This is a genomic window from Vibrio sp. 1580 (assembly GCF_033340055.1).
The window spans coordinates 307,054-328,484 of sequence record NZ_JAWOVT010000002.1; the positions used below are offsets into that span (position 1 = coordinate 307,054).

Annotated in this window: 24 protein-coding genes and 1 pseudogene; 22 read left to right on the plus strand and 3 right to left on the minus strand. The window is 40.4% G+C overall.

Going from position 1 to position 21,431, the window contains the following annotated elements:
* Nucleotides 1-91 precede the first annotated feature (91 nt).
* Nucleotides 92-454 carry a VOC family protein gene (locus tag R7093_RS04455; RefSeq protein WP_318146533.1) on the minus strand — a complete coding sequence of 121 codons (363 nt, stop codon included), beginning with the start codon at nucleotides 452-454 and terminating at the stop codon, nucleotides 92-94.
* Nucleotides 455-1,171: 717 nt separating this feature from the next.
* Here R7093_RS04455 and R7093_RS04460 point away from each other — a divergent pair.
* Nucleotides 1,172-1,721: pseudogene (locus tag R7093_RS04460) on the plus strand (nucleotidyltransferase family protein).
* A 636-nt stretch (nucleotides 1,722-2,357) separates the two neighbouring features.
* Nucleotides 2,358-2,810, plus strand: a complete 453-nt coding sequence (locus R7093_RS28660) for a hypothetical protein (RefSeq protein WP_039549993.1) — start codon at nucleotides 2,358-2,360, stop codon at nucleotides 2,808-2,810.
* A gap of 753 nt (nucleotides 2,811-3,563) precedes the next feature.
* On the opposite strand, the gene R7093_RS04470 is transcribed toward R7093_RS28660, so the two are convergent.
* Nucleotides 3,564-4,049: a hypothetical protein gene (locus tag R7093_RS04470; RefSeq protein ID WP_017633497.1), complete on the minus strand. Its 486-nt coding sequence runs from the start codon at nucleotides 4,047-4,049 to the stop codon at nucleotides 3,564-3,566.
* Nucleotides 4,050-4,326: 277 nt separating this feature from the next.
* Here R7093_RS04470 and R7093_RS04475 point away from each other — a divergent pair, with 277 nt between their 5' ends.
* From R7093_RS04475 to R7093_RS04580, 20 genes are all read left to right on the plus strand, one after another.
* Entirely contained in the window at nucleotides 4,327-5,286 is a 960-nt protein-coding gene (locus R7093_RS04475; protein WP_047104322.1) for a phosphotransferase, read from the plus strand.
* A gap of 147 nt (nucleotides 5,287-5,433) precedes the next feature.
* On the plus strand, nucleotides 5,434-5,832 hold the full coding sequence (locus R7093_RS04480; RefSeq protein ID WP_025539256.1) for a DUF6232 family protein: 399 nt from the start codon (nucleotides 5,434-5,436) through the stop codon (nucleotides 5,830-5,832).
* A 156-nt stretch (nucleotides 5,833-5,988) separates the two neighbouring features.
* Complete coding sequence (locus R7093_RS04485) at nucleotides 5,989-6,420, plus strand: T6SS immunity protein Tdi1 domain-containing protein (protein ID WP_042524345.1); 432 nt, start codon at nucleotides 5,989-5,991, stop codon at nucleotides 6,418-6,420.
* 134 nt (nucleotides 6,421-6,554) lie between these two features.
* Nucleotides 6,555-7,700 (plus strand): DUF6602 domain-containing protein, encoded by a 1,146-nt coding sequence (locus R7093_RS04490; RefSeq protein ID WP_047104539.1) that lies wholly within the window; start codon nucleotides 6,555-6,557, stop codon nucleotides 7,698-7,700.
* A gap of 654 nt (nucleotides 7,701-8,354) precedes the next feature.
* Nucleotides 8,355-8,690, plus strand: coding sequence for a hypothetical protein (locus R7093_RS04495; protein ID WP_047104544.1), 336 nt, complete (start codon nucleotides 8,355-8,357; stop codon nucleotides 8,688-8,690).
* 155 nt (nucleotides 8,691-8,845) lie between these two features.
* Nucleotides 8,846-9,175: a hypothetical protein gene (locus tag R7093_RS04505; protein WP_047104546.1), complete on the plus strand. Its 330-nt coding sequence runs from the start codon at nucleotides 8,846-8,848 to the stop codon at nucleotides 9,173-9,175.
* Nucleotides 9,176-9,328: 153 nt separating this feature from the next.
* Nucleotides 9,329-9,865 (plus strand): GNAT family N-acetyltransferase, encoded by a 537-nt coding sequence (locus R7093_RS04515; RefSeq protein WP_047104549.1) that lies wholly within the window; start codon nucleotides 9,329-9,331, stop codon nucleotides 9,863-9,865.
* 133 nt (nucleotides 9,866-9,998) lie between these two features.
* Nucleotides 9,999-10,622 (plus strand): hypothetical protein, encoded by a 624-nt coding sequence (locus R7093_RS04520; protein WP_047104487.1) that lies wholly within the window; start codon nucleotides 9,999-10,001, stop codon nucleotides 10,620-10,622.
* Nucleotides 10,623-10,769: 147 nt separating this feature from the next.
* Nucleotides 10,770-11,132, plus strand: a complete 363-nt coding sequence (locus R7093_RS04525) for a DUF2750 domain-containing protein (RefSeq protein ID WP_235429261.1) — start codon at nucleotides 10,770-10,772, stop codon at nucleotides 11,130-11,132.
* 142 nt (nucleotides 11,133-11,274) lie between these two features.
* Nucleotides 11,275-11,721, plus strand: a complete 447-nt coding sequence (locus R7093_RS04530; protein WP_047104324.1) for a GNAT family N-acetyltransferase — start codon at nucleotides 11,275-11,277, stop codon at nucleotides 11,719-11,721.
* A 147-nt stretch (nucleotides 11,722-11,868) separates the two neighbouring features.
* Nucleotides 11,869-12,381: a DUF4145 domain-containing protein gene (locus tag R7093_RS04535; RefSeq protein ID WP_047104327.1), complete on the plus strand. Its 513-nt coding sequence runs from the start codon at nucleotides 11,869-11,871 to the stop codon at nucleotides 12,379-12,381.
* 221 nt (nucleotides 12,382-12,602) lie between these two features.
* Complete coding sequence (locus tag R7093_RS04540) at nucleotides 12,603-12,818, plus strand: YodC family protein (RefSeq protein WP_047104329.1); 216 nt, start codon at nucleotides 12,603-12,605, stop codon at nucleotides 12,816-12,818.
* 4 nt (nucleotides 12,819-12,822) lie between these two features.
* Nucleotides 12,823-13,089: a DUF6953 family protein gene (locus tag R7093_RS04545; RefSeq protein ID WP_047104331.1), complete on the plus strand. Its 267-nt coding sequence runs from the start codon at nucleotides 12,823-12,825 to the stop codon at nucleotides 13,087-13,089.
* Nucleotides 13,090-13,243: 154 nt separating this feature from the next.
* Nucleotides 13,244-13,720, plus strand: coding sequence for a GNAT family N-acetyltransferase (locus tag R7093_RS04550; protein ID WP_025510224.1), 477 nt, complete (start codon nucleotides 13,244-13,246; stop codon nucleotides 13,718-13,720).
* 134 nt (nucleotides 13,721-13,854) lie between these two features.
* Nucleotides 13,855-14,178, plus strand: a complete 324-nt coding sequence (locus R7093_RS04555) for a DUF6572 domain-containing protein (protein ID WP_038217934.1) — start codon at nucleotides 13,855-13,857, stop codon at nucleotides 14,176-14,178.
* A gap of 146 nt (nucleotides 14,179-14,324) precedes the next feature.
* Nucleotides 14,325-14,924 carry a DUF4145 domain-containing protein gene (locus R7093_RS04560; protein ID WP_052767723.1) on the plus strand — a complete coding sequence of 200 codons (600 nt, stop codon included), beginning with the start codon at nucleotides 14,325-14,327 and terminating at the stop codon, nucleotides 14,922-14,924.
* Between the two features lie 592 nt (nucleotides 14,925-15,516).
* Nucleotides 15,517-15,996 carry a hypothetical protein gene (locus R7093_RS04565; protein ID WP_021033927.1) on the plus strand — a complete coding sequence of 160 codons (480 nt, stop codon included), beginning with the start codon at nucleotides 15,517-15,519 and terminating at the stop codon, nucleotides 15,994-15,996.
* Between the two features lie 114 nt (nucleotides 15,997-16,110).
* The gene (locus tag R7093_RS04570; RefSeq protein ID WP_052767725.1) at nucleotides 16,111-16,707 is read left to right on the plus strand and encodes a hypothetical protein; all 597 of its coding nucleotides are present in this window, start codon (nucleotides 16,111-16,113) and stop codon (nucleotides 16,705-16,707) included.
* A gap of 153 nt (nucleotides 16,708-16,860) precedes the next feature.
* Nucleotides 16,861-17,772, plus strand: coding sequence for an HNH endonuclease signature motif containing protein (locus tag R7093_RS04575; protein ID WP_047104354.1), 912 nt, complete (start codon nucleotides 16,861-16,863; stop codon nucleotides 17,770-17,772).
* Nucleotides 17,773-17,955: 183 nt separating this feature from the next.
* Nucleotides 17,956-18,510 carry a chloramphenicol phosphotransferase CPT family protein gene (locus R7093_RS04580; protein WP_052767724.1) on the plus strand — a complete coding sequence of 185 codons (555 nt, stop codon included), beginning with the start codon at nucleotides 17,956-17,958 and terminating at the stop codon, nucleotides 18,508-18,510.
* Nucleotides 18,511-18,638: 128 nt separating this feature from the next.
* Here the strand turns inward: R7093_RS04580 and R7093_RS04585 are convergent, their stop codons facing one another.
* Nucleotides 18,639-19,745, minus strand: coding sequence for a hypothetical protein (locus R7093_RS04585; RefSeq protein ID WP_047104349.1), 1,107 nt, complete (start codon nucleotides 19,743-19,745; stop codon nucleotides 18,639-18,641).
* Nucleotides 19,746-21,431: the final 1,686 nt, after the last annotated feature.

Here is a 21,431-nt window from a genome sequence, read left to right on the forward strand (position 1 = left end):
GAAGCATCGGTATTGCGTTGCTCACACCTTAACAGGGCGTTATACGCATGGAGTAATTGCCACCAATATGCAAATCGGTGGCAAAACCAAACTAGTGGGTGAAAATTCGGATTCGATGCCCATCAGGATCAACTGCAACAAAGTTAAACCCGAAGACTGAAGCTTCAATTTCTTGAGCAAATTCAATCTCTTTTGCTTTCCAATCAGCAAACAGCTTTTCAAAGGTATCTTTGTCTGAAATTGCCATTGAAAGCTCAGTGCCACCGCCTTTAATATCACTTTCAGGTGTTAAATCATTACTCTGCTTTAGTGTTATTTTAACGTTAGTTGCAAAGTCTAAGGCAGCGAAAGTCGGTGAAAAAAGCTGTGGCTCACAATCAAAGGCTTTAGCGTAGAATTCCATACTTTGTTGAACATTACTCACATAAAGCACAAATGAATCAATCGTAAACATCGTAAGTATCTTATTGTTGTTAATTAGCTGTATTATAAGGCTAATTGTAGTGGGTAAAATGCGTATAACAAAGCATTTAAGAGTGATTCGTAACGCTTGGCAGTTTCGCTTCGCTCAAGTATAGCCAAGCGCTGCTCACACCTTAATGCGGCGTTAGTACGGGTTTGACATCAAAGGTCATAAGTTTTGGTGTTTATCTGTTTTAGCGCTTGTATTTACACCTTTCAGTTAGTGCCTTTCACGTTCTTTCCGGTGGCACTATATGCGGAGTGTTCGTTTTGACTTCACCGTTTACGGCTTCTAACTCTTATCCTATTTCTGTGGCACTTCTTCTTTTTCGTGGCTTTTACTAAGTCAGAATTGTCTTTCTTTGGTGTTGCTGTCGAAGTGCGGGGAACTAATCCTTTTCTAATTTGAACTGAGTGAAAGAAAGGGATTTAGTGCGTTTTTCTTCTAGCTAACTTTCGTCTTCCCGACGGGGTAAAGTTTTGTAGCTGCCCGTCTCACTTCAGTGTTCAAAGCCTTTCATATTATGCCAGATTTCAATATCTTGGAGCGCATAAATAGAAGTAGCGCATGTACTAACAAATTGCTTAAGAGTGATTCGTAACGCGTGGCATTTTTACTATGCGGTGGCTTATGTGATTAAGGCGCCGTGCGGTAGCTTTTGTATTGCGTTACTCACACCTTAGCAAGGCGTTATGGCGCAGGGCGAAAATGGATAAAATCGTAGAACTAGTCAAACAAGATCCAATCAGAATTGAGGCACTCAATTGTGTGTCAGAGTTAGGTTTGCCGCAGTGCTATATAGCGGCAGGTTTCGTTCGAAATTTAGTTTGGGACTCACTGCATGGTTTCAAAAAAATCCACTCTCTTGAATGATGTGGATGTTATCTACTTTGACCCAAGCGAATCTAATCCCAATAGTTATTTGGAGTATGAAGCACAACTAAAAGCTCGTATGCCTCAGCTTAACTGGCAAGTACGCAACCAAGCTATGATGCACGAGCGTAATGGTGACAATCCTTATAAGAGTTCTGTGGATGCAATGAGTTATTGGCCTGAAAAAGAAACAGCGGTAGCAATTCGCCAAATTGGGCTAAACTAATATGAATGTGTCGCTGCTTTTGGGTTCGAATCCTTATTTAGCTACTGGGTCACGTATAATCCTAAAAGGTTACGAGAAACATTTGAAAATCGCGTAAATTCAAAAGGGTGGCTAGTTAGGTGGTCATCGTTGAGAGTTACGCCACAACAAAGCGTTTAAGACGGATTCACAACGCTTGGCATGCTCAGCTTGATTCTACTTAAGTGTTTACAGCACAATGGTTTAGGTTTGGTGGTTTGCGTTGTTCACCACTTAACGCGGCGTTATGTGTTCGGAGGAAATTATGGGAAGACGCTATAGGCGCAGATCACACGGTTCTGCAATAGTTAGTGATTCGGTGTATATAGCGGCTAGGTTACCTTGGTGGGCTGCGATTTGTTTCGGGTTTATATCCTTCCTAATTTTCTATTTCGGCTTTCCCGCATTTCTCGAGAGTAAGGCATCAGAATTGAGTGGTAGTGCTGTTTCACAAGCTTTTGAGTCAATCTTTACGCGTCGAATTCACTGGTTTGAGTGGCTTGGAATAGCTTGTGGTTTAATCGGTGTATTTTTTGGTTTTCGTAACTATTTAGTGTCGTCTTATGCTGGGTATGAAGAGCGTGGGCTGGTTGCGTTTCTTGCCAAAATTATCAGTAGAAACGTCAACTAACACACATAACAAACAATTTAAGAGGGATTCCCAACGCTTGGCATTTTTGCTTCTACTTCAGTTTTAGTGGTTACGGTACAATGCTTTAGGTTGGGTGGTAGCGTTGCTCACCCCTTAATTGGGCGTTAGAAGTTTTAGGAATAAATATGGGACGCAGGAGAGAACTAGGTAGTATTGCAAGCGGTATTATTGGCTCGTTTCGGAGTAGAAACAATGACGTCGATGGTTATTGGGGTATCGGTAAGCTTTACCTGTCCGTAGACCACCTTCAAAGCAAGCGTGTTTCAATAGACCTTTGCTCCCAACAGATTGCTCCATATTACCCGCACTTTGACCTCATGACTGAACGCTATTCAAAGATGTTTAAAGGGTTGCTTGTAAAACATTCAATTCCGTTTGAATGGGTTCGCTCAGCATACGTTTACGTTGAATTTGAAGCAGAATATGAGGAGCGTCATCACAATTGGCGGAGTGCATTGGGAAATCCGTGCAATCTTGTTTGTGTAGTCATAGATGACAATGGCAAAAGTCATGTCGCTCGTGCGTATACAAACTGTTTCCCACATGACGCGAAAAGGGAGAGTCGGAGCACTAGGTGAGCAAACTTCTAACAAATTGTTCAAGAGTGATTCGCAACGCGTGGCATTTTCACTTTGCGTTGGTTTATGTGTTTAAGGTGGTATGCGGCGGCTTCGGTAATGCGTTGCTCACACCTTAACAAGGCGTTATGTTTACTTGCATTTCAAAGGCTTAAAGGTCTTAGGCTCTAGTTCTTTGTCCCTCTGGCAATTCGTCCCTAGTAGACTCAGCAAATCAGTATTGTCGGTCTAAGTTCTTGAACCAATCAGCCCGTAAAACATACCAATGTTCGTGGGTTGCTTCATTGTCAGGTCGTGGCGGTCGGTTTTTAGTTTAACTGGCTCAAAGTCGCTTTTGGATTCTTAGCCAATTAGCATTTTGGCTTGGCAGTTGCCTCGGCAATTTGCCATTGTTTTGCACTTTGGTTGGAAAGACAGGTCGCTTGTTGGAGCTTCGTCGGGTTGCCTCATTGGGCAGGGAAGTGGAATTACTGGTTTTGGGTTAGTCGCTTTTGGTGGCCAAGTTGGTTCTTGCCTTGTGGTTTGGTTCAGAAAACTAGCTTGAAATAGCAGTTCTTTCTCAATAAAGTCAGTGACTTGTGGTAAAACATAACAAACTGTTCAAGAGGGATTCGCAACGCGTGGCATTTTTACTATGCGTTGGTTTTAGTGTTTAAGGTGGTTTGCGGCGGCTTCGGGATTGCGTTGCTCACCCCTTAACAGGGCGTTATGTGGAAAGCCTAGCCAATCGGATGTGGCTAGGCTGCAAGCTATTTATTTGAAAATCTCGTTAGCCATTTTCAGTAGCACGTGGCTGATGAAAATAAACATCACCGTATAGATGTTGAGGTCTGGGGTTGCCTCTAAAAAAGGCACATTGGTCGAAATAATTCGGCTAAAGACCAGTAGTCCTGTAAATAGAGAAAATGAGCCTAGAATCTTGTTGATACACATGGTAGCAATTCGAGTTTGTTGATGCTGAAACCTATCGTACAAAACGTTTAGTACGAACATCAGGACTGCAAGAGCCATCAGAGCATAAACTTTCGTTGTTTCAAACGGTTTTAGCAGATAGTCAGTCCAATCAGGGACGGAAGAGCTTAGAGTCATATCGTTACTAATAATATAGTAAGAGCATAAATCTGCCAGTGTTACAAAGACTGCGATAAATACCATTTGGCTAATACATAGTCGAGAATGCGAAGGTAGTTTAGTTTTGAAAACGGTGTTGGTTAGAATGCTTTTTAGTAAACTTGTCATTATTACTTCTTGGGTTTTTTGTTAATTAAGAAACACGAACCAAAAGGTTAAAATGGATCGTGACTTCACTTGAAGCTAACTCTAGATGAGGGCTTTGCTCAAAAAAATCAAGTGCTTACTGTGATTTTTCACATAACAAACTGTTTAAGAGTGATTCGCAACGCGTGGCATTTTCACTATGCGTTGGTTTTAGTGATTAAGGTGGGGTGCGGAAGCTTCGGCATTGCGTTGCTCACACCTTAACAGGGCGTTATGTACCTAAGGGGTAACTGGAATTATGAGTGATTTTGTTCGTAAGGTTGGTGAAAACTGGAGTCAGATTGGTGCTGGCGCTAGTATAAAACGTCAATCAGCTGGTGCGACGAATCATGTTTTTCGTATCCAATCCTCAGAGACTTATTATCTTAGAAAATATAGTGTTCGCAATGTTGCTAAGATCAAGTTAGAACATGAGCTGCTGAGAAAGTTATCGCAAAATTTGAATACTATAATTGCCCCTGTTTTGACGCGCGATCACCACTCCTTTTGTAAAATAGGTGATGAGTTTTATGCTCTATTTCCTGAAGCAAAAGGAACGTTAATCGAAAAAAGTGCTCTGTCTGCGTTTCATGCTTTTCAGTTGGGAAAAGCCCTTGCTGACCTGCATGTTCAACTCGCTTCCGAGGTTGGAAACGACTTTCCAACAATTGAGCTTTCTTGGGATAAAAGTGCTTGGGTCGATAGACTACAAAAAATAGTCGCAGCTATTGAAACAAATAGTGAATTTGATATGTATAACTCGGTGCTACGAAGAGTAAAACAACAGCGTGATTATCTAGCTAGCTCAGAAGCTACGCACTCATATACCCCGTTAACAAGCAGGCAATTAATCCACGGCGACTTTCATCATTTCAATGTCTTTTTTGATTCTAATTGCACAGTAAGCGATGTGATCGACTGGGATTTAGTGCAAAACATGCCTCCTGGTTATGAGTTGGCGAGAGCATGCATGTATATGTTCGATTTGGAGCTTCATAGGTCATTAGCTTTATTAAAAGGCTATCTGTCTGTCAAGCCTCTATCCCGATTAGAGCTTAACGATGGAGCAAAGGCGTGGGCTGTTTACGCCGACCACTATGTGTGGACTTTGGAGGAAGTATTTTTAAAAAATAATACAGCAGCACAGAAGTTCATACCTCAAAGGGACTTTATCCCTTTTATGGAGCAATGGCTCCAAATTGAAAGTGCCTTGTTTTGAGGCGGCACATAACAATCTGTTTAAGAGTGATTCGCAACGCGTGGCATTTTTACTATGCGTTGGTTTTAGTGTTTAAGGTGGTATGCGGTAGCATCGGTATTACGTTGCTCACACCTTAACAGGGCGTTATACGAATAGAGGGAAATTATGTACAAAAGTAATGATTTTAACTTGGATTCAAAAGAGTTCAGGTTTAAGAAAGACTCATATCCTTTGTCTAAGATAAACAATGTTAGGGTTAAAAAGTTAAGTTTTCTTGATAATTTAGGTCAAGTTTTATTCTGGGTATGTGTTTTTTCAGGGGCAGTTTGGTTAGTTATTCCAAGGTTGGAAGAGGTGCCACAATGGCTACTAGTTTTAGTTCTTAGTCTGACGGTTGTAGGTTTGGTTTTTGCTCTTTTTCGTTGTTCTAAATATGCACTTCAAGTCGAGTTTCGTCACATAGATGAAACGGGCGTTCAATGGGTTAATGTCGCTAAGTCATACTCAAAGTCAGATTGTGAGTTATTTGAACAGCAAGTGTTGGCACTGAAGAAATTCGTATAACAAATTGTTCAAGAGTGATTCGGCACGCGTGGCATTTTTACTATGCGTTGGCTTTAGTAGTTAAGGTGTTATGCGGAACCTTCGGTATTGCGTGCCTCACACCTTAACAAGGCGTTATGTGTCAATGGGTTTCTAAACAGAGTGAGAAAGATAAAAATGCAGTTTATTTGGGAAGTCTCGGACGTAGAAATAGATACCTTGTTACCTCAGTGGAAATGGTTGCTTAATCCTACAGGGAAACCTTTGTATCTAACCATCATGGGTGACTGGCTATTTGGTGAAGTGGATGGCTCAATTTCATTGTTATCGGTTTTAGATGGTACCTATGAAACAATTGCTTCGGACTTTCATGAGTACAATAAAATGAATAAATCACAAGATTGGTGTGATAATGTCTTTTTAACTAGTTGGTATGACTTGGCGCTCGAACACGGGCTACAACCAAAACAAGACGAATGCTTAGGTTGGGATCTGCATCCAATTATTGGTGGTGAGTTTTGTATGGAAAATTTGCAAGTATTTACTATGAAAGTATATCAATCACTAATGTCTCAGTTGCATTTTCAACTTCAGCACGCAAACACATAACAAACTGTTTAAGAGTGATTCGCAACGCGTGGCATTTTTGCTATGCGTTGCGTCTAATGTTTAAGGTGGCATGCGGGAGCATCGGTATTGCGTTGCTCACACCTTAACAGGGCGTTATATTTTGAGGAGATTTTGTGCAATACATTTGTGAAGATGAAGATAAATTAAACGATTTGCAAACTCCAAATGGTACGAGTGTTGTTATACAGGATGGAGATGGTGTTTATCAAAAAGTCTATCTCGACGATGACAACTTTTTAGCAGATCGCTTTCATCGTAAGATTAAATCAGAGATGGAATGGTTTGAAAAAATAATTAGACACTCTCCAACAGTTGGTAGTTTTTATGAAAACCTACTGCGCACAACCTTAAAAGAGTTCGCACCAGCAAACAATTGCATTGGGACTGGTTTTGTCTTTGATTCGACAAGAAAAAAGCATGGCAAGCAAATTGATGTGCTTGTATATGATGATTCCGATCGAAGTGTCATCTATAGGTGTGATGAGTTTGTAGTCATCCATCCATCTAGTGTTATTTCAACTATTGAGGTTAAGAAAACACTGAATAGTACAGTTCTAAAAGATGTTGTAAAAAGCACCTTTTACAATAACTTAGGGCAAGAACCTTTGAACTTGAATAAAGTTCAAAGCATAAAGATATTTTCTTATAAGCTTCAGTGTAAAAAAGAAACAATTTGTAAGGCGTTAGTCAGTGCTTTAGAGGATTGCATAGAGTCGCTAAGAGTTTCTTGTGATGGGGTAAATGGACGCCTGCCAATTACATATTGCTCATTACCTAGTTTGTACTTTCTTGATGAACCTTTCTATATAACGACCAATCTGGTTAAAAATGAAGATGGTTCATTTTCAATCGTTACTAATGTTCATGATACAAAAGGTAGTGGTTCAATTGGAGCGCTACTTGAATCAGCGATTCAAGAAAACAAACATAAAGTGCTCGAACATGAGAAAAACTTCTTGCAAAATGTGCTAAGGAGATCTCCCGATACTATCGATGTAAAAGGCGATATTTGTCTTGTCGACTACATATCTTACCGAGATTTTATCAATGTTTTTCCCAAGCATAGAAAAGCGTTATCTGTTTTAGAATTTGATGGTTTTAAACCAACAAGCTTAATGCTACCTAAGGGGGAGGACTTGTCTAAATATGCCAATCCAAATGCATTTTTTGATTCAGCTAGAGCTACTTTTGAAATGTATAAATACGATGCAGACTCTCCAGAGGTAAAGCTTTTAGCTGCGGCGAGCTTCAAAATATAACAAACAATTTAAGAGTGATTCAGCACGCTTGGCATTTTTGGTTTGGGTTGAGTTCGGTGTTTACGGTAGTCAAATTGAGTGTCGTAGCCGCGTGCTTCACACCTTAATTGGGCGTTATGTGTTCGGAGGAAATTATGGGAAGACGCTATAGGCGCAGATCACACGGTTCTGCAATAGTTAGTGATTCGGTGTATATAGCGGCTAGGTTACCTTGGTGGGCTGCGATTTGTTTCGGGTTTATATCCTTCCTAATTTTCTATTTCGGCTTTCCCGCATTTCTCGAGAGTAAGGCATCAGAATTGAGTGGTAGTGCTGTTTCACAAGCTTTTGAGTCAATCTTTACGCGTCGAATTCACTGGTTTGAGTGGCTTGGAATAGCTTGTGGTTTAATCGGTGTATTTTTTGGTTTTCGTAACTATTTAGTGTCGTCTTATGCTGGGTATGAAGAGCGTGGGCTGGTTGCGTTTCTTGCCAAAATTATCAGTAGAAACGTCAACTAACACACATAACAAACAATTTAAGAGGGATTCCCAACGCTTGGCATTTTTGCTTCTACTTCAGTTTTAGTGGTTACGGTACAATGCTTTAGGTTGGGTGGTAGCGTTGCTCACCCCTTAATTGGGCGTTAGCTTAAATCATTAACAAGGATGTGTAATGAGAAACAAAAAATGGGTATTTGCGGCGATTTTACTCATTGGCGGACCTTCACTATTGCCCTTTAGTTTGGAAGTGATTTCTGCAATCGAGTTATTTGGCTTTTTGGGCTTATGGACAATTTATTCATCCTATGCAGAATATTTGGTGAATCATCCTAGATTCAAAAGAGGTCTTTGCTTAGCGACGAGTTGGGATTTTCAGCCTCAAATGCTGTTCTCTCTAAGTGAGCTTAAGGCATGTCCCCAGTTAGTTTTCCATATGCTTCCAGTTCAAAGCATTATGGTTTGGACTCTGAATATTCTGTTTTGGGGTGGTGTAGCGTGGTGCTACTAATTTAAGCTAACAAACAGTTCAAGAGGGATTCAGCACGCGTGGCATTTTTGATATGCGGAGGTTTTTGGTGTTGAAGTGCTATGCAGAGGCTTGGTTATTGCGTGCTTCACCCCTTAACTGGGCGTTAGGCAACATTTAGAACAAGGAGTATATCTATGACAGATCAAAGGTTTCCGAACCAAGAGGAACGTAGTTTAATTGGAGAAGGCGTATTAATTACGAAGGTAAAATATAACGATAATAACATCCAACCGATTTATCATAAGTGGAAAGATATCTGGGATGACGACAAAAAATTTATAGTTAAAGGAAGTAACCCAGACTACATAATACGAGCAATCTCAGTAACTCTTCCGATGTACTTCTTAGATGACCCCAGTGTACGAGAGTGGACATATCGTGGTTATGTTGCGGGTTTAGCTCAAAACGAAAGCAAAAATGGTGATGTTCAAATATTTCCTTTAAGTGAAGTGTCATGGGTTTGATATTGCCTAACAAACTGTTCAAGAGGGATTCGCAACGCGTGGCATTTTCACTATGCGTTGGTTTTAGTGTTTAAGGTGGTCTGCGGCGGGTTCGGTATTGCGTTGCTCACCCCTTAACAGGGCGTTATGCCTCACAAGGAAAAGGAACTTTCGATGTTTAAAATCGAGACTAAGCGTCTGATTATTAGGGATATGACTCCGAATGATGAAGACGCTTTTGTTGCTATGTCCCAGGATGCTAAATATCAGCGTTTTTATGACGAAAGCGATTGTGACCCTAATAAATACCGAGAGTTAACACGCTTGTTTATAGCTCAGGCTTCTGAGAAACCAAGAAAATCATACCAATTAGCTGTCGAGCGTAAGGTATCAGGTGAGTTTGTTGGTACTGTTTGTTTACGGTTAGAGGATAATCAGCAGGCTTCGATGGGGTGTGCATTTTCCAGAGTCTCTCAAGGTAATAAGTTAAGTCATGAAGCCGCCTTGGCTCTAGCAGATTTCGGGTTCTCGGAGTTGGGAGTTCACCGCATTTATGCTGAGACAATCAGCAAAAACCTGCCAGCTATTAAGCTCTGTAAGTCTCTGGGTATGCGCCAAGAAGCACATTTTAGAGAGCATCGTTTTTTCAAAGGACAGTGGTGGGATACAGTGGTTTTGGCAGCTCTTCGAACTGAGTGGGGCAAGGCATAACAAACTGTTTAAGAGTGATTCGCAACGCGTGGCATTTTTACTATGCGTTGGTTTTAGTGTTTAAGGTGATATGCGGGAGCTTCGGTATTGCGTTGCTCACACCTTAACAGGGCGTTATACCTCAAGGTGAAAAATGAAGAAAAAGAGTAAAAGTAGGCTGATAGAAAATTTTCCTCCTGCGGTATTGTACTTAGATGACATAGAAAAAATCGTGGCAATTTTAGAGAAGTCATTTGACACTGTTTCATTGTCGACAGAAGAGTTTGACGAGGTTACATCGGAAGAACTTTTGAAACTCGCTTCTCAAACTGAGGGTGAACGTTTTAACCGCTTACAGATTAAGTGTAGAGAACCGCATATTAGCTTGGAGTTTTTACCTTACAAAATTACTGCCTTTATTAGCGATGAACGTCCTGAAACTATAGGTGCTATTGAGTTAATCAAGGGTATTATTCACTCCAGAAAAAGGCGTCTTTTTAGGTTGATAAAATGGAGTGGCTTGGTTGTTCCTGGGGTTCTCGTAGGATTGTTTCTTTCAGGATCTGACAAGGTACTTGCTCTTGGAGCACTAATTTCGGCTATTCTAATTGGCATTCTTTCTGTTCGTTATGAAATGTCGAGTAGTGTGATTGTTAAAACAACTACGAAATCTGATACTCCAAATATACTGTCACGAAACTCTGAATCTTTGATTGTGGCTATTCTAGCTGCATTGGTTGGTTCCGTAGTCTCTTATGTACTAACAAAGTACCTCTAAGTTGAGGTATAACAAAGCATTTAAGAGTGACTCCCAACGCTTGGCATTTTTCATTCCATCGTTGGGTTTTGTGTTTAAGGTGTTATGGTCAGGTTTCGTGGTAGCGTTGCTCGCACCTTAATGCGGCGTTAGCTGCTTAGAGGAAAAATGATGATCCAAGATAAAGCTACATCAAGTTCCAATTACATAAGATTTATCGACAGAGTAATCGAAAATCGAACTGTTTGGGGACTTCAGCATCCTGATGGTGGTTGGGCAGTTTGTAATTCGAATCAGTGTCCAGACGCATTAGTTTATGTTTTTTGGTCAGATAGAGCATACGCAAGTCGGGTCGCAGTTGGTGATTGGGAGTTGTATGTCCCAAGTCCAATTAACCTAGATTCATTCGTTGATAATTGGCTAAAAGGTATTCATAGCGATGGACATCTTGTGGGTCTCAATTGGGATCCAAACCTGTGCGGTACAGAAGTTGTCGCAATTGATGTGGCAAAAATGTTGGTACGCAGCTAACAAACTGTTTAAGAGGGATTCACAACGCGTGGCATTTTTACTATGCGTTGGTTTTAGTGATTAAGGTGGTATGCGGTGGCATCGGTATTGCGTTGCTCACCCCTTAACAGAGCGTTATACGCTTTCAAGGAAATAATCCAATATGAACAAGATAGTATTCAGAAATTGCGATGAGAATAGTCCGCATTGGGTTGCACTAGAGAAGCTATTTCAAACTGTTTGGTCTGATTTTTTGTTCGTAGATACCTATAAACCAGAAGCTCACCTTCCACCTGTGCTTGTTGTTCTCAAAGACAATGAAGTTATTGGTGGTTTGGCTTACTCCCGTTATCAAGAGCCTCACGGTAACTCCAACGTGATTTGGTTTAATGCTGTCTATGTTTCTCCAGAGTGGCGTGGTCAAGGTATCGCTAGTGAGTTGATCAATCGTGGCGTCAATCAAGTGTCAGCTGCTGTTCAGAGTCATTTATATGTTTACACAAATGTAGCGCCGTTGTACCAGTTTTTAGGGTGGTCAGAGGTTGGCATTGAAAGCGAGCCAAATCATAGAGTTATGAGTCTTTCACTCCGGTCTCAACCACGCGTATAACAAGGCGTTCAAGAGGGACATTCAACGCGTGGCGAATTTGGTTCAAGTTTTGGTATGTGTGTTTATGGTGGTAAATTGAAGTTTGGTGGTAGCGCGTTGCTGCCCCTTAACGCGGCGTTAAATGCTTTTCGGTAGAAGTAGGAATCAATGACATCACATCCATTATTACCAATGCCAAGTACAAATCTAGAAATCTCTGAGTCATATGCACTTCTTGGTCGTGCGTTAGCATACGCTACAGATTTTGAACACAACTGTAGAACGTTGGCTCATTTGACAGATGTTGTGAACACAAATAATGAGTTTTCATTCGAGGTCTACATGCTTTTGAAGTCAGGTACTTTGTATGAAAAAATTCGGTCATTGGTATCTGAGTACAGTTTACCAACGCATTCAGAGGACAGTATTCACGCCGCTAGGAAGGCAAGAAATAACATTGCTCATAGTATCTGTATAGAACATGAAAAACTCTTGTCTAGTGAGAGTGGGCGTTTGGCTTTTAGGGCAAACATCATGTGTGAAATGGATGCGCTAATTAAGGGGAACCAGTTAGTTCAAGACATAATACGAACACTAAAACAAGGCAGCAAAGACACACATGGCTCAGAGGTTATCGAGTATTTTTTTGCTGTATCTGAATGGCTTGATGGTAAAAATTAGCCACGCATTTAACAAACTGTTTAAGAGTGATTCGCAACGCGTGGCATTTTTACTATGCGTTGCGTTAGGTGTTTAAGGTGGTATGCGGAAGCATCGGTATTGCGTTGCTCACACCTTAACAGGGCGTTAGGCTACATATTTAAACTTATAGCACTTGAAAGTGCCAAATTTACCCTTATATAAAATATAGTTATTAGTGTTTTGTTGAGTATGGAGTGGTTATGAGCGAACAAGCAATTTACGCAGTTGGTGATATCGTAAAACTTAAATCTGGTGGTCCAGATATGACTGTAAAAGAAGTTATTACAAAAGGCTTAGGCTCTACTGATTATGGCTCTTTCAGTGGTAATTATCGTTGTCAGTGGTTTGCTGGTAAAAAACTAGATAACGGTGTTTTTCCACAAGAATCTCTACTCAAAGTAAGCTCTGGCGAATAATTCAATGGATGCAAAGTCACTTGCAGCTTGGATGCAACTTGAGCTTGAAAAGCAAGGTTGTCTTTATCAAGATGATGTTGTTGATCATGCTATTAAATCGTGCGCTGAACAACTGTTGCGTGAAAACGCTGATGGTAATCAGGTAATAGGGCGTCAAGCTCTGAATGAGTTTAAAAAGCTAAATTCAGAAACTGTGGTTTGGGTTCGCCCTGATAAGTATTGGCGTTTTCGAGTCCCAGAAGATGAAGAAGGTAGGGATGCTAGAGGGTAGCCTGTAGCCTAACAAAGCATTTAAGAGTGATTCCCAACGCTTGGCATTTTTGGTGTCATCGTTGGGTTTTGTGTTTACGGTGGTATGGTTTAGTTTTGTGGCAGCGTTGCTCACACCTTAATGCGGCGTTAGGTGCTTGAAGGAAAAGGTAAGTATGGAAATTACTTTTCGGCAGATAAACATTGATGATTTCGAATTATGCGTTGCCGCAAGAAAAGATGCATACTTTTGTAGTTTTGGGCATTACGATGGTTTCGATGACTTCATCAGTGGTTATCGTGAACGAGTATTAGACCGGTTAGCAACATCAGGATGGTTCTATATCCATATATTTGTGGAGGGTCAGTTTGCAGGGCAGTTAGAGTTTCGTAGCTTTTCACCCGAGCCGGGGACTGGCTATGTACATCTCATTTACTTAAAGCCGAATTTTCGTGGTTCAGGACTCGCTGCAAAATTGCAGGATTATATTGTAAGCACTTTGAGTAAAGCGGGTTGTTTGCGTGCTGTACTTTCAGTAAGCCGAACTAACCATCGAGCTCTTACATTCTATAAGCGCCATGGTTGGGAGTTCGTGCGCAAGAATCCCAAGCACGATGAAACAGACTTTTACCAACTTTGGCTACGCACCTAACAAACTGTTCAAGAGGGATTCGCAACGCGTGGCATTTTCACTATGCGTTGATTTTAGTGATTAAGGTGGTGTGCGGTGGCTTCGGTATTGCGTTGCTCACCCCTTAACAGGGCGTTAGTTGCAAAGGGCAAAATATGACGATTGAGCAGCTTGATAAAGTAGATGTTATTGCACATGACAATGAAAAAGTAATTTTGGTTATATCCGATCATTTAGAGTGGGATGATCAAAATGAAAAGCTATTACTGCTGCAAGACAAATTAAATCTGTATTTATCATTTATTGAATCTGGAGAAATATTTGAACAATACCCAATAGCAAAGGGCAAGCTTTTTGAAATTAGGATTGTTTCAAAGTATCAGCCAAACCGCGAAGCTGAAAAATTCGTTTCATTGGTTTCAGAAGTAGTAAGTGATGCAGGTTTTAGTCTTACGCACGAGTTGGGGACTTACAACTAACAAGGCGTTCAAGGCGGATTCACAACGCTTGGCGATTTCAATTCAAGTCTGGTTAAGTGTCTAAGATGCAATGGTTTAGGTTTGGCGACTGGCGTTGTTCACCACTTAACGCGGCGTTAGGGCAATTCAAAGTTTAGGAGGAAGCGGTGAGTTTTAAAGGTCATAGACATATTTCCCGTCAAGACGGTAGTAGTAAGGATAGCTGGGAAACATATACTTGTGGACACTGTGGTACTAAAGTCAGTGGAGCTGTCGTAGCTAATTACAACTGGAGCGACCAATTAGGTCATACCCAAAGAAACAAATGGTTGTTATGCCCTCACTGTACTCGTCCTTCAGTTAAGTTTAATAATTCTCTATTTCCTGGAGCAAAATTTGGTCCTGTCATAGATGGCTTACCTGATGACGTAAAATTGAGTTACCTAGAAGCTCGGAATTGTATGGAAGTAAATGCGTTTACAGCAGCCGAATTAATCTGCCGAAAAATATTGATGCATGTTGCAGTTGATAAAGGAGCAAAAGAGGGAGACTCATTCGCTAAGTATTTAGACTATTTAGAAAAGAGTGGTTATGTCACACCTCCAATGAAAGGGTGGGTTGACTTAATCAGGCAGCATGGAAATAAGTCAACTCATAGACTTGATAGCCCCGATCAAGATAGAGCGCAAAGTACGGTTATGTTTACAGCCGAATTATTGCGTTTAGTGTACGAAATGGAATTTATGTACAAAAAGTACACCAGTTAATTGCCCTAACAATGCATTTAAGAGTGATTCGCAACGCTTGGCATTTTCGCTTCGCTCAAGTATATCCAAGCGTCGCTCACCCCTTAACAGGGCGTTATGTAGCTAGGAGGAAATGTTTAATTGAGCAGTAGTTACACAGTTTCATTTGCTTGTTTAGAGTGTTGCAAGTCTTTTAAGCGTGACAGCGAATTATCCAAGGGTATTCCCAATGAGTTACCTTGCCCAAATTGCGGTAATGTTTCATACAATCTTGGACGCCATTTTAAAGCACCTAAACAATCAGACAAAAAGCAATGGGATAAGATCAGGTTTTTAGTATCACATGGCTTTCGGTTTCAAAAGATAAGACCACACAGAGACAATAATGACTCCGTCCCTTATCCGATTGACTTGGCTGAAGCTCGGGAATTTGTTGAACGCTATAAAGAGTTTTCGTTAAACATTGGGGACGCGACATAACAAAGCATTTAAGAGGGATTCACAACGCTTGGCGGTTTCGGTTTGAATCGGCTTTAGTGTCTACAGCACAATGGTTTAGGTTGGGTGGTAGCGTTGTTCACCCCTTAATGCGGCGTTAGGTTTTCGGAGTCACATGAAGAAAATTCTGTTTATTTTGTGTACGTTGATGTCAGGAGTAGTAATGTCTGAGGGTTTGTTTTTAAGTTCATATAACGAAGTGTCCGAACGTTATGCAATTCTCGATGAGTTTGAAGAGTCTGGGGTGCTTTACCTAACTAAGCCTCAAACTCAAAAGCCAGAAAGAGATGCTGTTGCGTACATACAGTACGTGCCTGTTTCCGAGGAATCTTGGAAGCAGAAAATGAGAGCAGGGGAACCGCCACAATTACACCAAGGGCTAGTTTCCAAAACAGCAATTATTGAGAAGACAGTAGAGCAAGATTTTAGCTTTCAATGGTCGGCTGATGGTAATTCAGTAGCCTTATTATATAGAAGCGTTCCCATAGCTTTCGTTACTAAAAGCGAAAAGTATGGTTTTAGCAAAGCGGTTGTATCAGATTCGCCAGTTGTTTCAGTCTGGAATTCAGAGAAGTTTAGTGAACTATTTGCGTAAAAACCTAACAAAGCATTTAAGAGTGATTCGCAACGCTTGGCAGTTTCGCTTCGCTCAAATATAGCCAAGCGCTGCTCACACCTTAATGCGGCATTATGTTCACAGGAGAATTAAGTGGATTTTGATGATCAAATCGAACAACTTTTGTTATTAGATGATCTGATGAAAATATCTATCATTGGGTTTTCTATTATCGAATCTGAAATTGAAAAATTGATCAGCTTAGGTCTCGGTGAAGGCCATAAAGTTGAAGTTAAGAAGATGAGCGTAAGAATAAAAATAGACCTAGCAATAGCCCTTGGTACTTTTCCACATAGCTACAAAGGTATACTCGGGAAATTAGCATATTGGAGAAATGAGTATGCGCATAAAGTTTATATTAGCTCAACACCCGAGACTATTAATCACATAAAATCTAGTTTATCTAGCAGCCAGAAAACGGCTTTGAAATTAAAAAATGGTTATACAGACACAGAGGTACTTCGATATGCAATTCTAAGTACTATTTTAGTTGCTAGACAGTGTGCTAAGAATTTCAGTTACAGGTTAAAGCAAAAATCAAACGTTGGTTCTTTGCATACTTCATTTCCAGGTTTACCAGCGTTTGATACGACAGCAATAGAGAAACAATTGCAATCTATAGTTGAATCGGCTCAAGAAGAGCTAATTTGTAAATGTGCGTACGAAGCTCTCAGTAAGCTTGATATGTAACAGTGAGTATAACAAACAATTTAAGAGTGATTCAGCACGCTTGGTATTTTTAGTTTGAATCAAGTTTAGTGATTACAGTGTTCAATTTGAGTTTGTGGTAGCGTGCCTCACACCTTAATTGGGCGTTAGCTGGCAAATTAATATGGAGCAAAAATGGCAAGAAAAAATCCAACCCCAAAACAGCGGATGAACTTACTCAAAAAAAATGCTTATCGTTGTTGTGTATGCAAGCAATCTGGGGTCGGTTTTGAATTACACCATATAGATGGTGACAACTCTAACACGGTGGAGTCTAATCTGGCCGTACTCTGTGTCAGTGATCATGATAACCACCATCGCCCTGATAAATATACACATAAAGTCTTTTGCAAAGACTTAAAGCCGGAAGTACTTCTAAGATACAAAACAAGATGGGAAGATCTTGTTAGTGAAGCAAAAAAAGAAAATCCTGAAATAATTGCTACATTAAATGTTTTTGGTTTTGAAGATTTCATTCATTCGATGAAACTTGTTATGCAACGAAAAGATGGCTCAATTGAATATGAGCAGTTGCATCATTTACACTTTGGTACTCCAGAAGACTGGATAGATGATGTACTTCAGGAAATACAAGATATCGGAAAAAATATTAAAGTTGTTATCGTTGACTCACCTCTTGATGTAGAACTTTGCCCTGACCACAAGAAAAGTTATAGCCAAACGATAGATGAGTGTATGGCTACTAAAATAACAGCTAGTGACTGGGATGAAAAATCGTTCTTATCGATTTATATTAACCCTGAACGCCCGTCTTTGGCGCTGACAGTATTTTATGATGAAGAGCATATTTTTGCTGCAGTTCTACATAAATGCAAAGGTAAGTATTTGCATTTGGAAAGTGATGGACCAAATTTACGTGAAAAGATAAAACGTAAACCGAGTATCAGGAGTCAGGTTACTTCAATAGTGCAGAGCCTTGTGGACACTTGGGAGCCTGCGATTATTATGTATGGTACAGGCGATCCTGATGACCCAGAACTTATCGAAAGTTTCAACCTGCCAAAGCTGTGGGAAAAGCGCAGCTAACAAAGCATTTAAGAGTGATTCCCAACGCTTGGCATTTTTCATTTCATCGTTGGGTTTTGTGTTTACGGTGTTCTGGTAGAGTTTCGTGGTAGCGTTGCTCACACCTTAATGCGGCGTTAGGTTTTTCCTTGCGACCAATTAGTTTAGCGCTATCATATTGATTTTAAGAAAGAGTTTAATGGTTTGGTAATATTCTTAAATGGAACTTCCAGCTCTGGAAAAACGACATTAAGTCATGCCTTGCAACAGGCTTTGGCTGATGTTTACCTACATGTCTCAGTTGATACTTACTTGTCTCAAATCGCTCAATGTGACCTAAATAATGCCTCACTAATGGAAGAACGATTCCCTTATATCGTCAATGGTTTCCATGAATCAGCAGCAGCTATTGCGCGTACAGGAAATAACGTTATCGTAGATTACGTACTTCAGCAGCCAGAATGGTTATACGCTTGTGTTAAAGCGTTTGAGGGGTTGCCTGCGCTCTTCGTCGGTGTGCACTGTCCTCTCGAAGTGCTGGAAGCGCGTGAAGTGTCGAGGGGTGACCGCAAACAAGGAGCAGCCCGTTTTCAGTTTAATCGCGTACATAGTCATCGTACTTATGACCTTGAATTAGACACATCAAGTTTAGGCGTAGAAGCTTGTGTATCAGAAATCATTGCGTATATTGAGTCAGGTTCGAAACCTTCGGCATTTGAGAGGCTTAGGGCTCAAAGTGAAATTGGAAAACAAACCTAACAAAGCATTTAAGAGTGATTCCCAACGCTTGGCATTTTTCATTTCATCGTTGGGTTTTGTGTTTACGGTGTTCTGGTAGAGTTTCGTGGTAGCGTTGCTCACACCTTAATGCGGCGTTATGCGATTCATCATGTCTCCGTTTCTTTGAAATAAGAACTGACGTTTTCATCTAAAAAGCTTTTGAATGCATCCATACAAAAATTATGTCTAGCTTCCGCGGACTTAGTTCTTTGTTGAGACTTCTTCATTTGATACACAAATAGCAACGCTGCATCCTCTGGAGAATCCTTTCCAGACTCAAATTTTCCTCCATTGTGTACAGAGCCAAGGCGTCGACTTAAAGACTTGAATAAATCTTTGTCATAAGTGATTGCTGACGTGATAGCAATAGAGTTACTGGAGCATTGAGATGTTAAGTCAGCCATAGATAACAGTTCTATATCAGCGAGCCCCATTAAATCTCCTTTACTCTTAATTTTGAATAGCTTAGATAGCCCATCCTTATCTCTATTCATCATGTTGCGAGCTTTCGGTTGCTTCTTGTTCTGATCAAACATTCGTTTTTCCACGAAGTTCATCAACGCCCATTTAACGTAAAATGGACTTAAATAATATAGCTTAATTTCTGGTATAAGGTTTTCAGCAACAGCCATTGGGATTGATATAGAGCCATCCTCACGATCAAAACTCATAGTCCAATCTTGTGCTGCTAATTTTTCTACAGCCTTTTTAATGTTATTGGAATCTTTGTCAATTAATTTAGTTACGTTTTTCAGTTCTTTGTAATTTCTAAAGCCTATCGTGTTAGTGGAAATGCCAAGTTTAATAGCAGCTTCTTCTACGATAGACATTGCGTTGTTATACTGAGAAATATTAGAAATTGGTTTTTGATTATTCAATTCATACAAAACAGTCGGTGTTATACACAGAGAAATAGTAGCTCCAGCGTAGTCTTCCAAAAAGTAGAGTATTGAACTTGTTGCGATATATCTTATTTCTCTAAAGCGATTCTCATTTGAAGACAAAATATCCTGAATTATATTTGTATCTAAAATGATTGAAAATCGATTAGAGGACATTAGATACTCATTAAGTAAAGAGTGTAATTGAAACAAAGATTCAATGAATGTCTCTTTTTCTTTTTCAGATGCACTTTCTAAAAATCTTTTCAATAAGCTTTCTCTCTTAGCTTGACTTATTAAAACTTGATTTTCAAAATCACTCGTTATGCGCATCGCAAACACTTTTTGATCGCTTGTACTTTGTTTATTACTAGATTTGAAAATAATACCACCTCTGCCTTTAGGCTAGATTTAGTTAAAAGTTTTGTTGCATATCACTCCAGTAATGTGGCGTGAACTTTGACTTTTCAATAGATTTATAACTGAATAACTTAGATATGTGCGCAAGATCGCATAACAAAGCGTTTAAGGCAGATTCGCAACGCTTGGCAGTTTAGGTTTGAATCAGCTTTAGTGTTTACGGCACAATGGTTTAATAAAGGTGGTAGCGTTGCTCACTACTTAACGCGGCGTTAGTTGCCAACGAGGAAAAACGTACTTAAAGCAGAATGTTTAGGGCTAATGCCCGTGTGTTTTTGGCTGGTTTTTCGTATTTCAATTTCTAGCCATTTGGGTTTGTGAAAATCGAACTTTGGTTTCTTGTGCGATTGGATTTTCTGTTTCAGACGCTGATTAGCTTGTTGAAAGTCAGCTCGGTTAAATTATCAGTCCAAAAGGGCTTTTTGGTGTTGTTAGTCCGTTTTCTACGGTGTTGCATATTCCAAGTGGTTTCAGTGACAGGCGCTTTGAAACTGCGCCTGATTTGAGTTTTCGAAAACACGTAAAGCTAGTGTTGGCAAAGCGGTAATTAACTTCAAATCAAAGCTTTAGGTTTGGCAACTAACAAAGCATTCAAGAGGGATCCACAACGCTTGGCAGTTTTGGTTTGAATTGGCTTTAGTGTTTACGGCACAATGGTTTAGTCTGGGTGGAATGCGTTGTTCACCCCTTAATGCGGCGTTAGCACTGGGTTGGCATCAGAGATCAAAAGTCTTGGTGTTTATTGGTTTCTTTTCCTAGCTTTACACAGGAGCAAATGTGCCTTTCATGTTCGCTCCGGTGGCACTAGATGTGAAGTTTTCGCTTTGAGTTTATCGTTTACGGTTGCTAACTTTCGGGCTATTTCTCTGGTGTGGTTTCTTTAGTGCTGAGAAATTTTCGGCAAAACAAGCGTTGCTTTGTCGCTGTTGTTCAAGTTCGAAGCCCGTATTCTTTGCTAATTTGAAAGCGGTGAAAAAGGGCAGTTAAGCATGTTTTTCTTCTAGTCAACTTACGTCTTGATGTCTGTTTTTAGTTTGGCAGCTGTCCGTTTGGTTTAGTGTTTTAAGCCATAAGTTTCGTGCTATATTTCAATGTCTTGGCGTGTACCAAAAGCTTAAAGGGCAGCGTGCTAACAAACAGTTCAAGAGGGATTCAGCACGCGTGGCATTTTGGTATGCGGTGGTTTCGGTGTTGAAGTGCCATGCGGAAGCTTAGGTATTGCGTGCTTCACCCCTTAACTGTTGCCAGTCCGTTTTCTGCGGCGTTGGTTGTTCCAAGTGGTTCCATTAAACAGCCGCTTTGAGACTACGCCTGACTTAAGTGCATCAAAGCACATAAAGTTTGTTGTTCGCAAAGTTTAGTTTGGCTTAAAATTGGCGCTCGGTGCCTCGCGACTAACAAACTGCTCAAGAGGGATTCGCAACGCGTGGCATTTTTACTATGCGTTGAATTTAGCGATTAAGGTGGTTTGCGGCGGCTTTTGTATTGCGTTGCTCACCCCTTAGCAGGGCGTTATGTTTCTTTAGGAGTTAAACGTGGAATTTTTGGAAAGTCGTATAAATAAGCTATTGGGCGAAGCTAGAAAGATTGAAATTGATG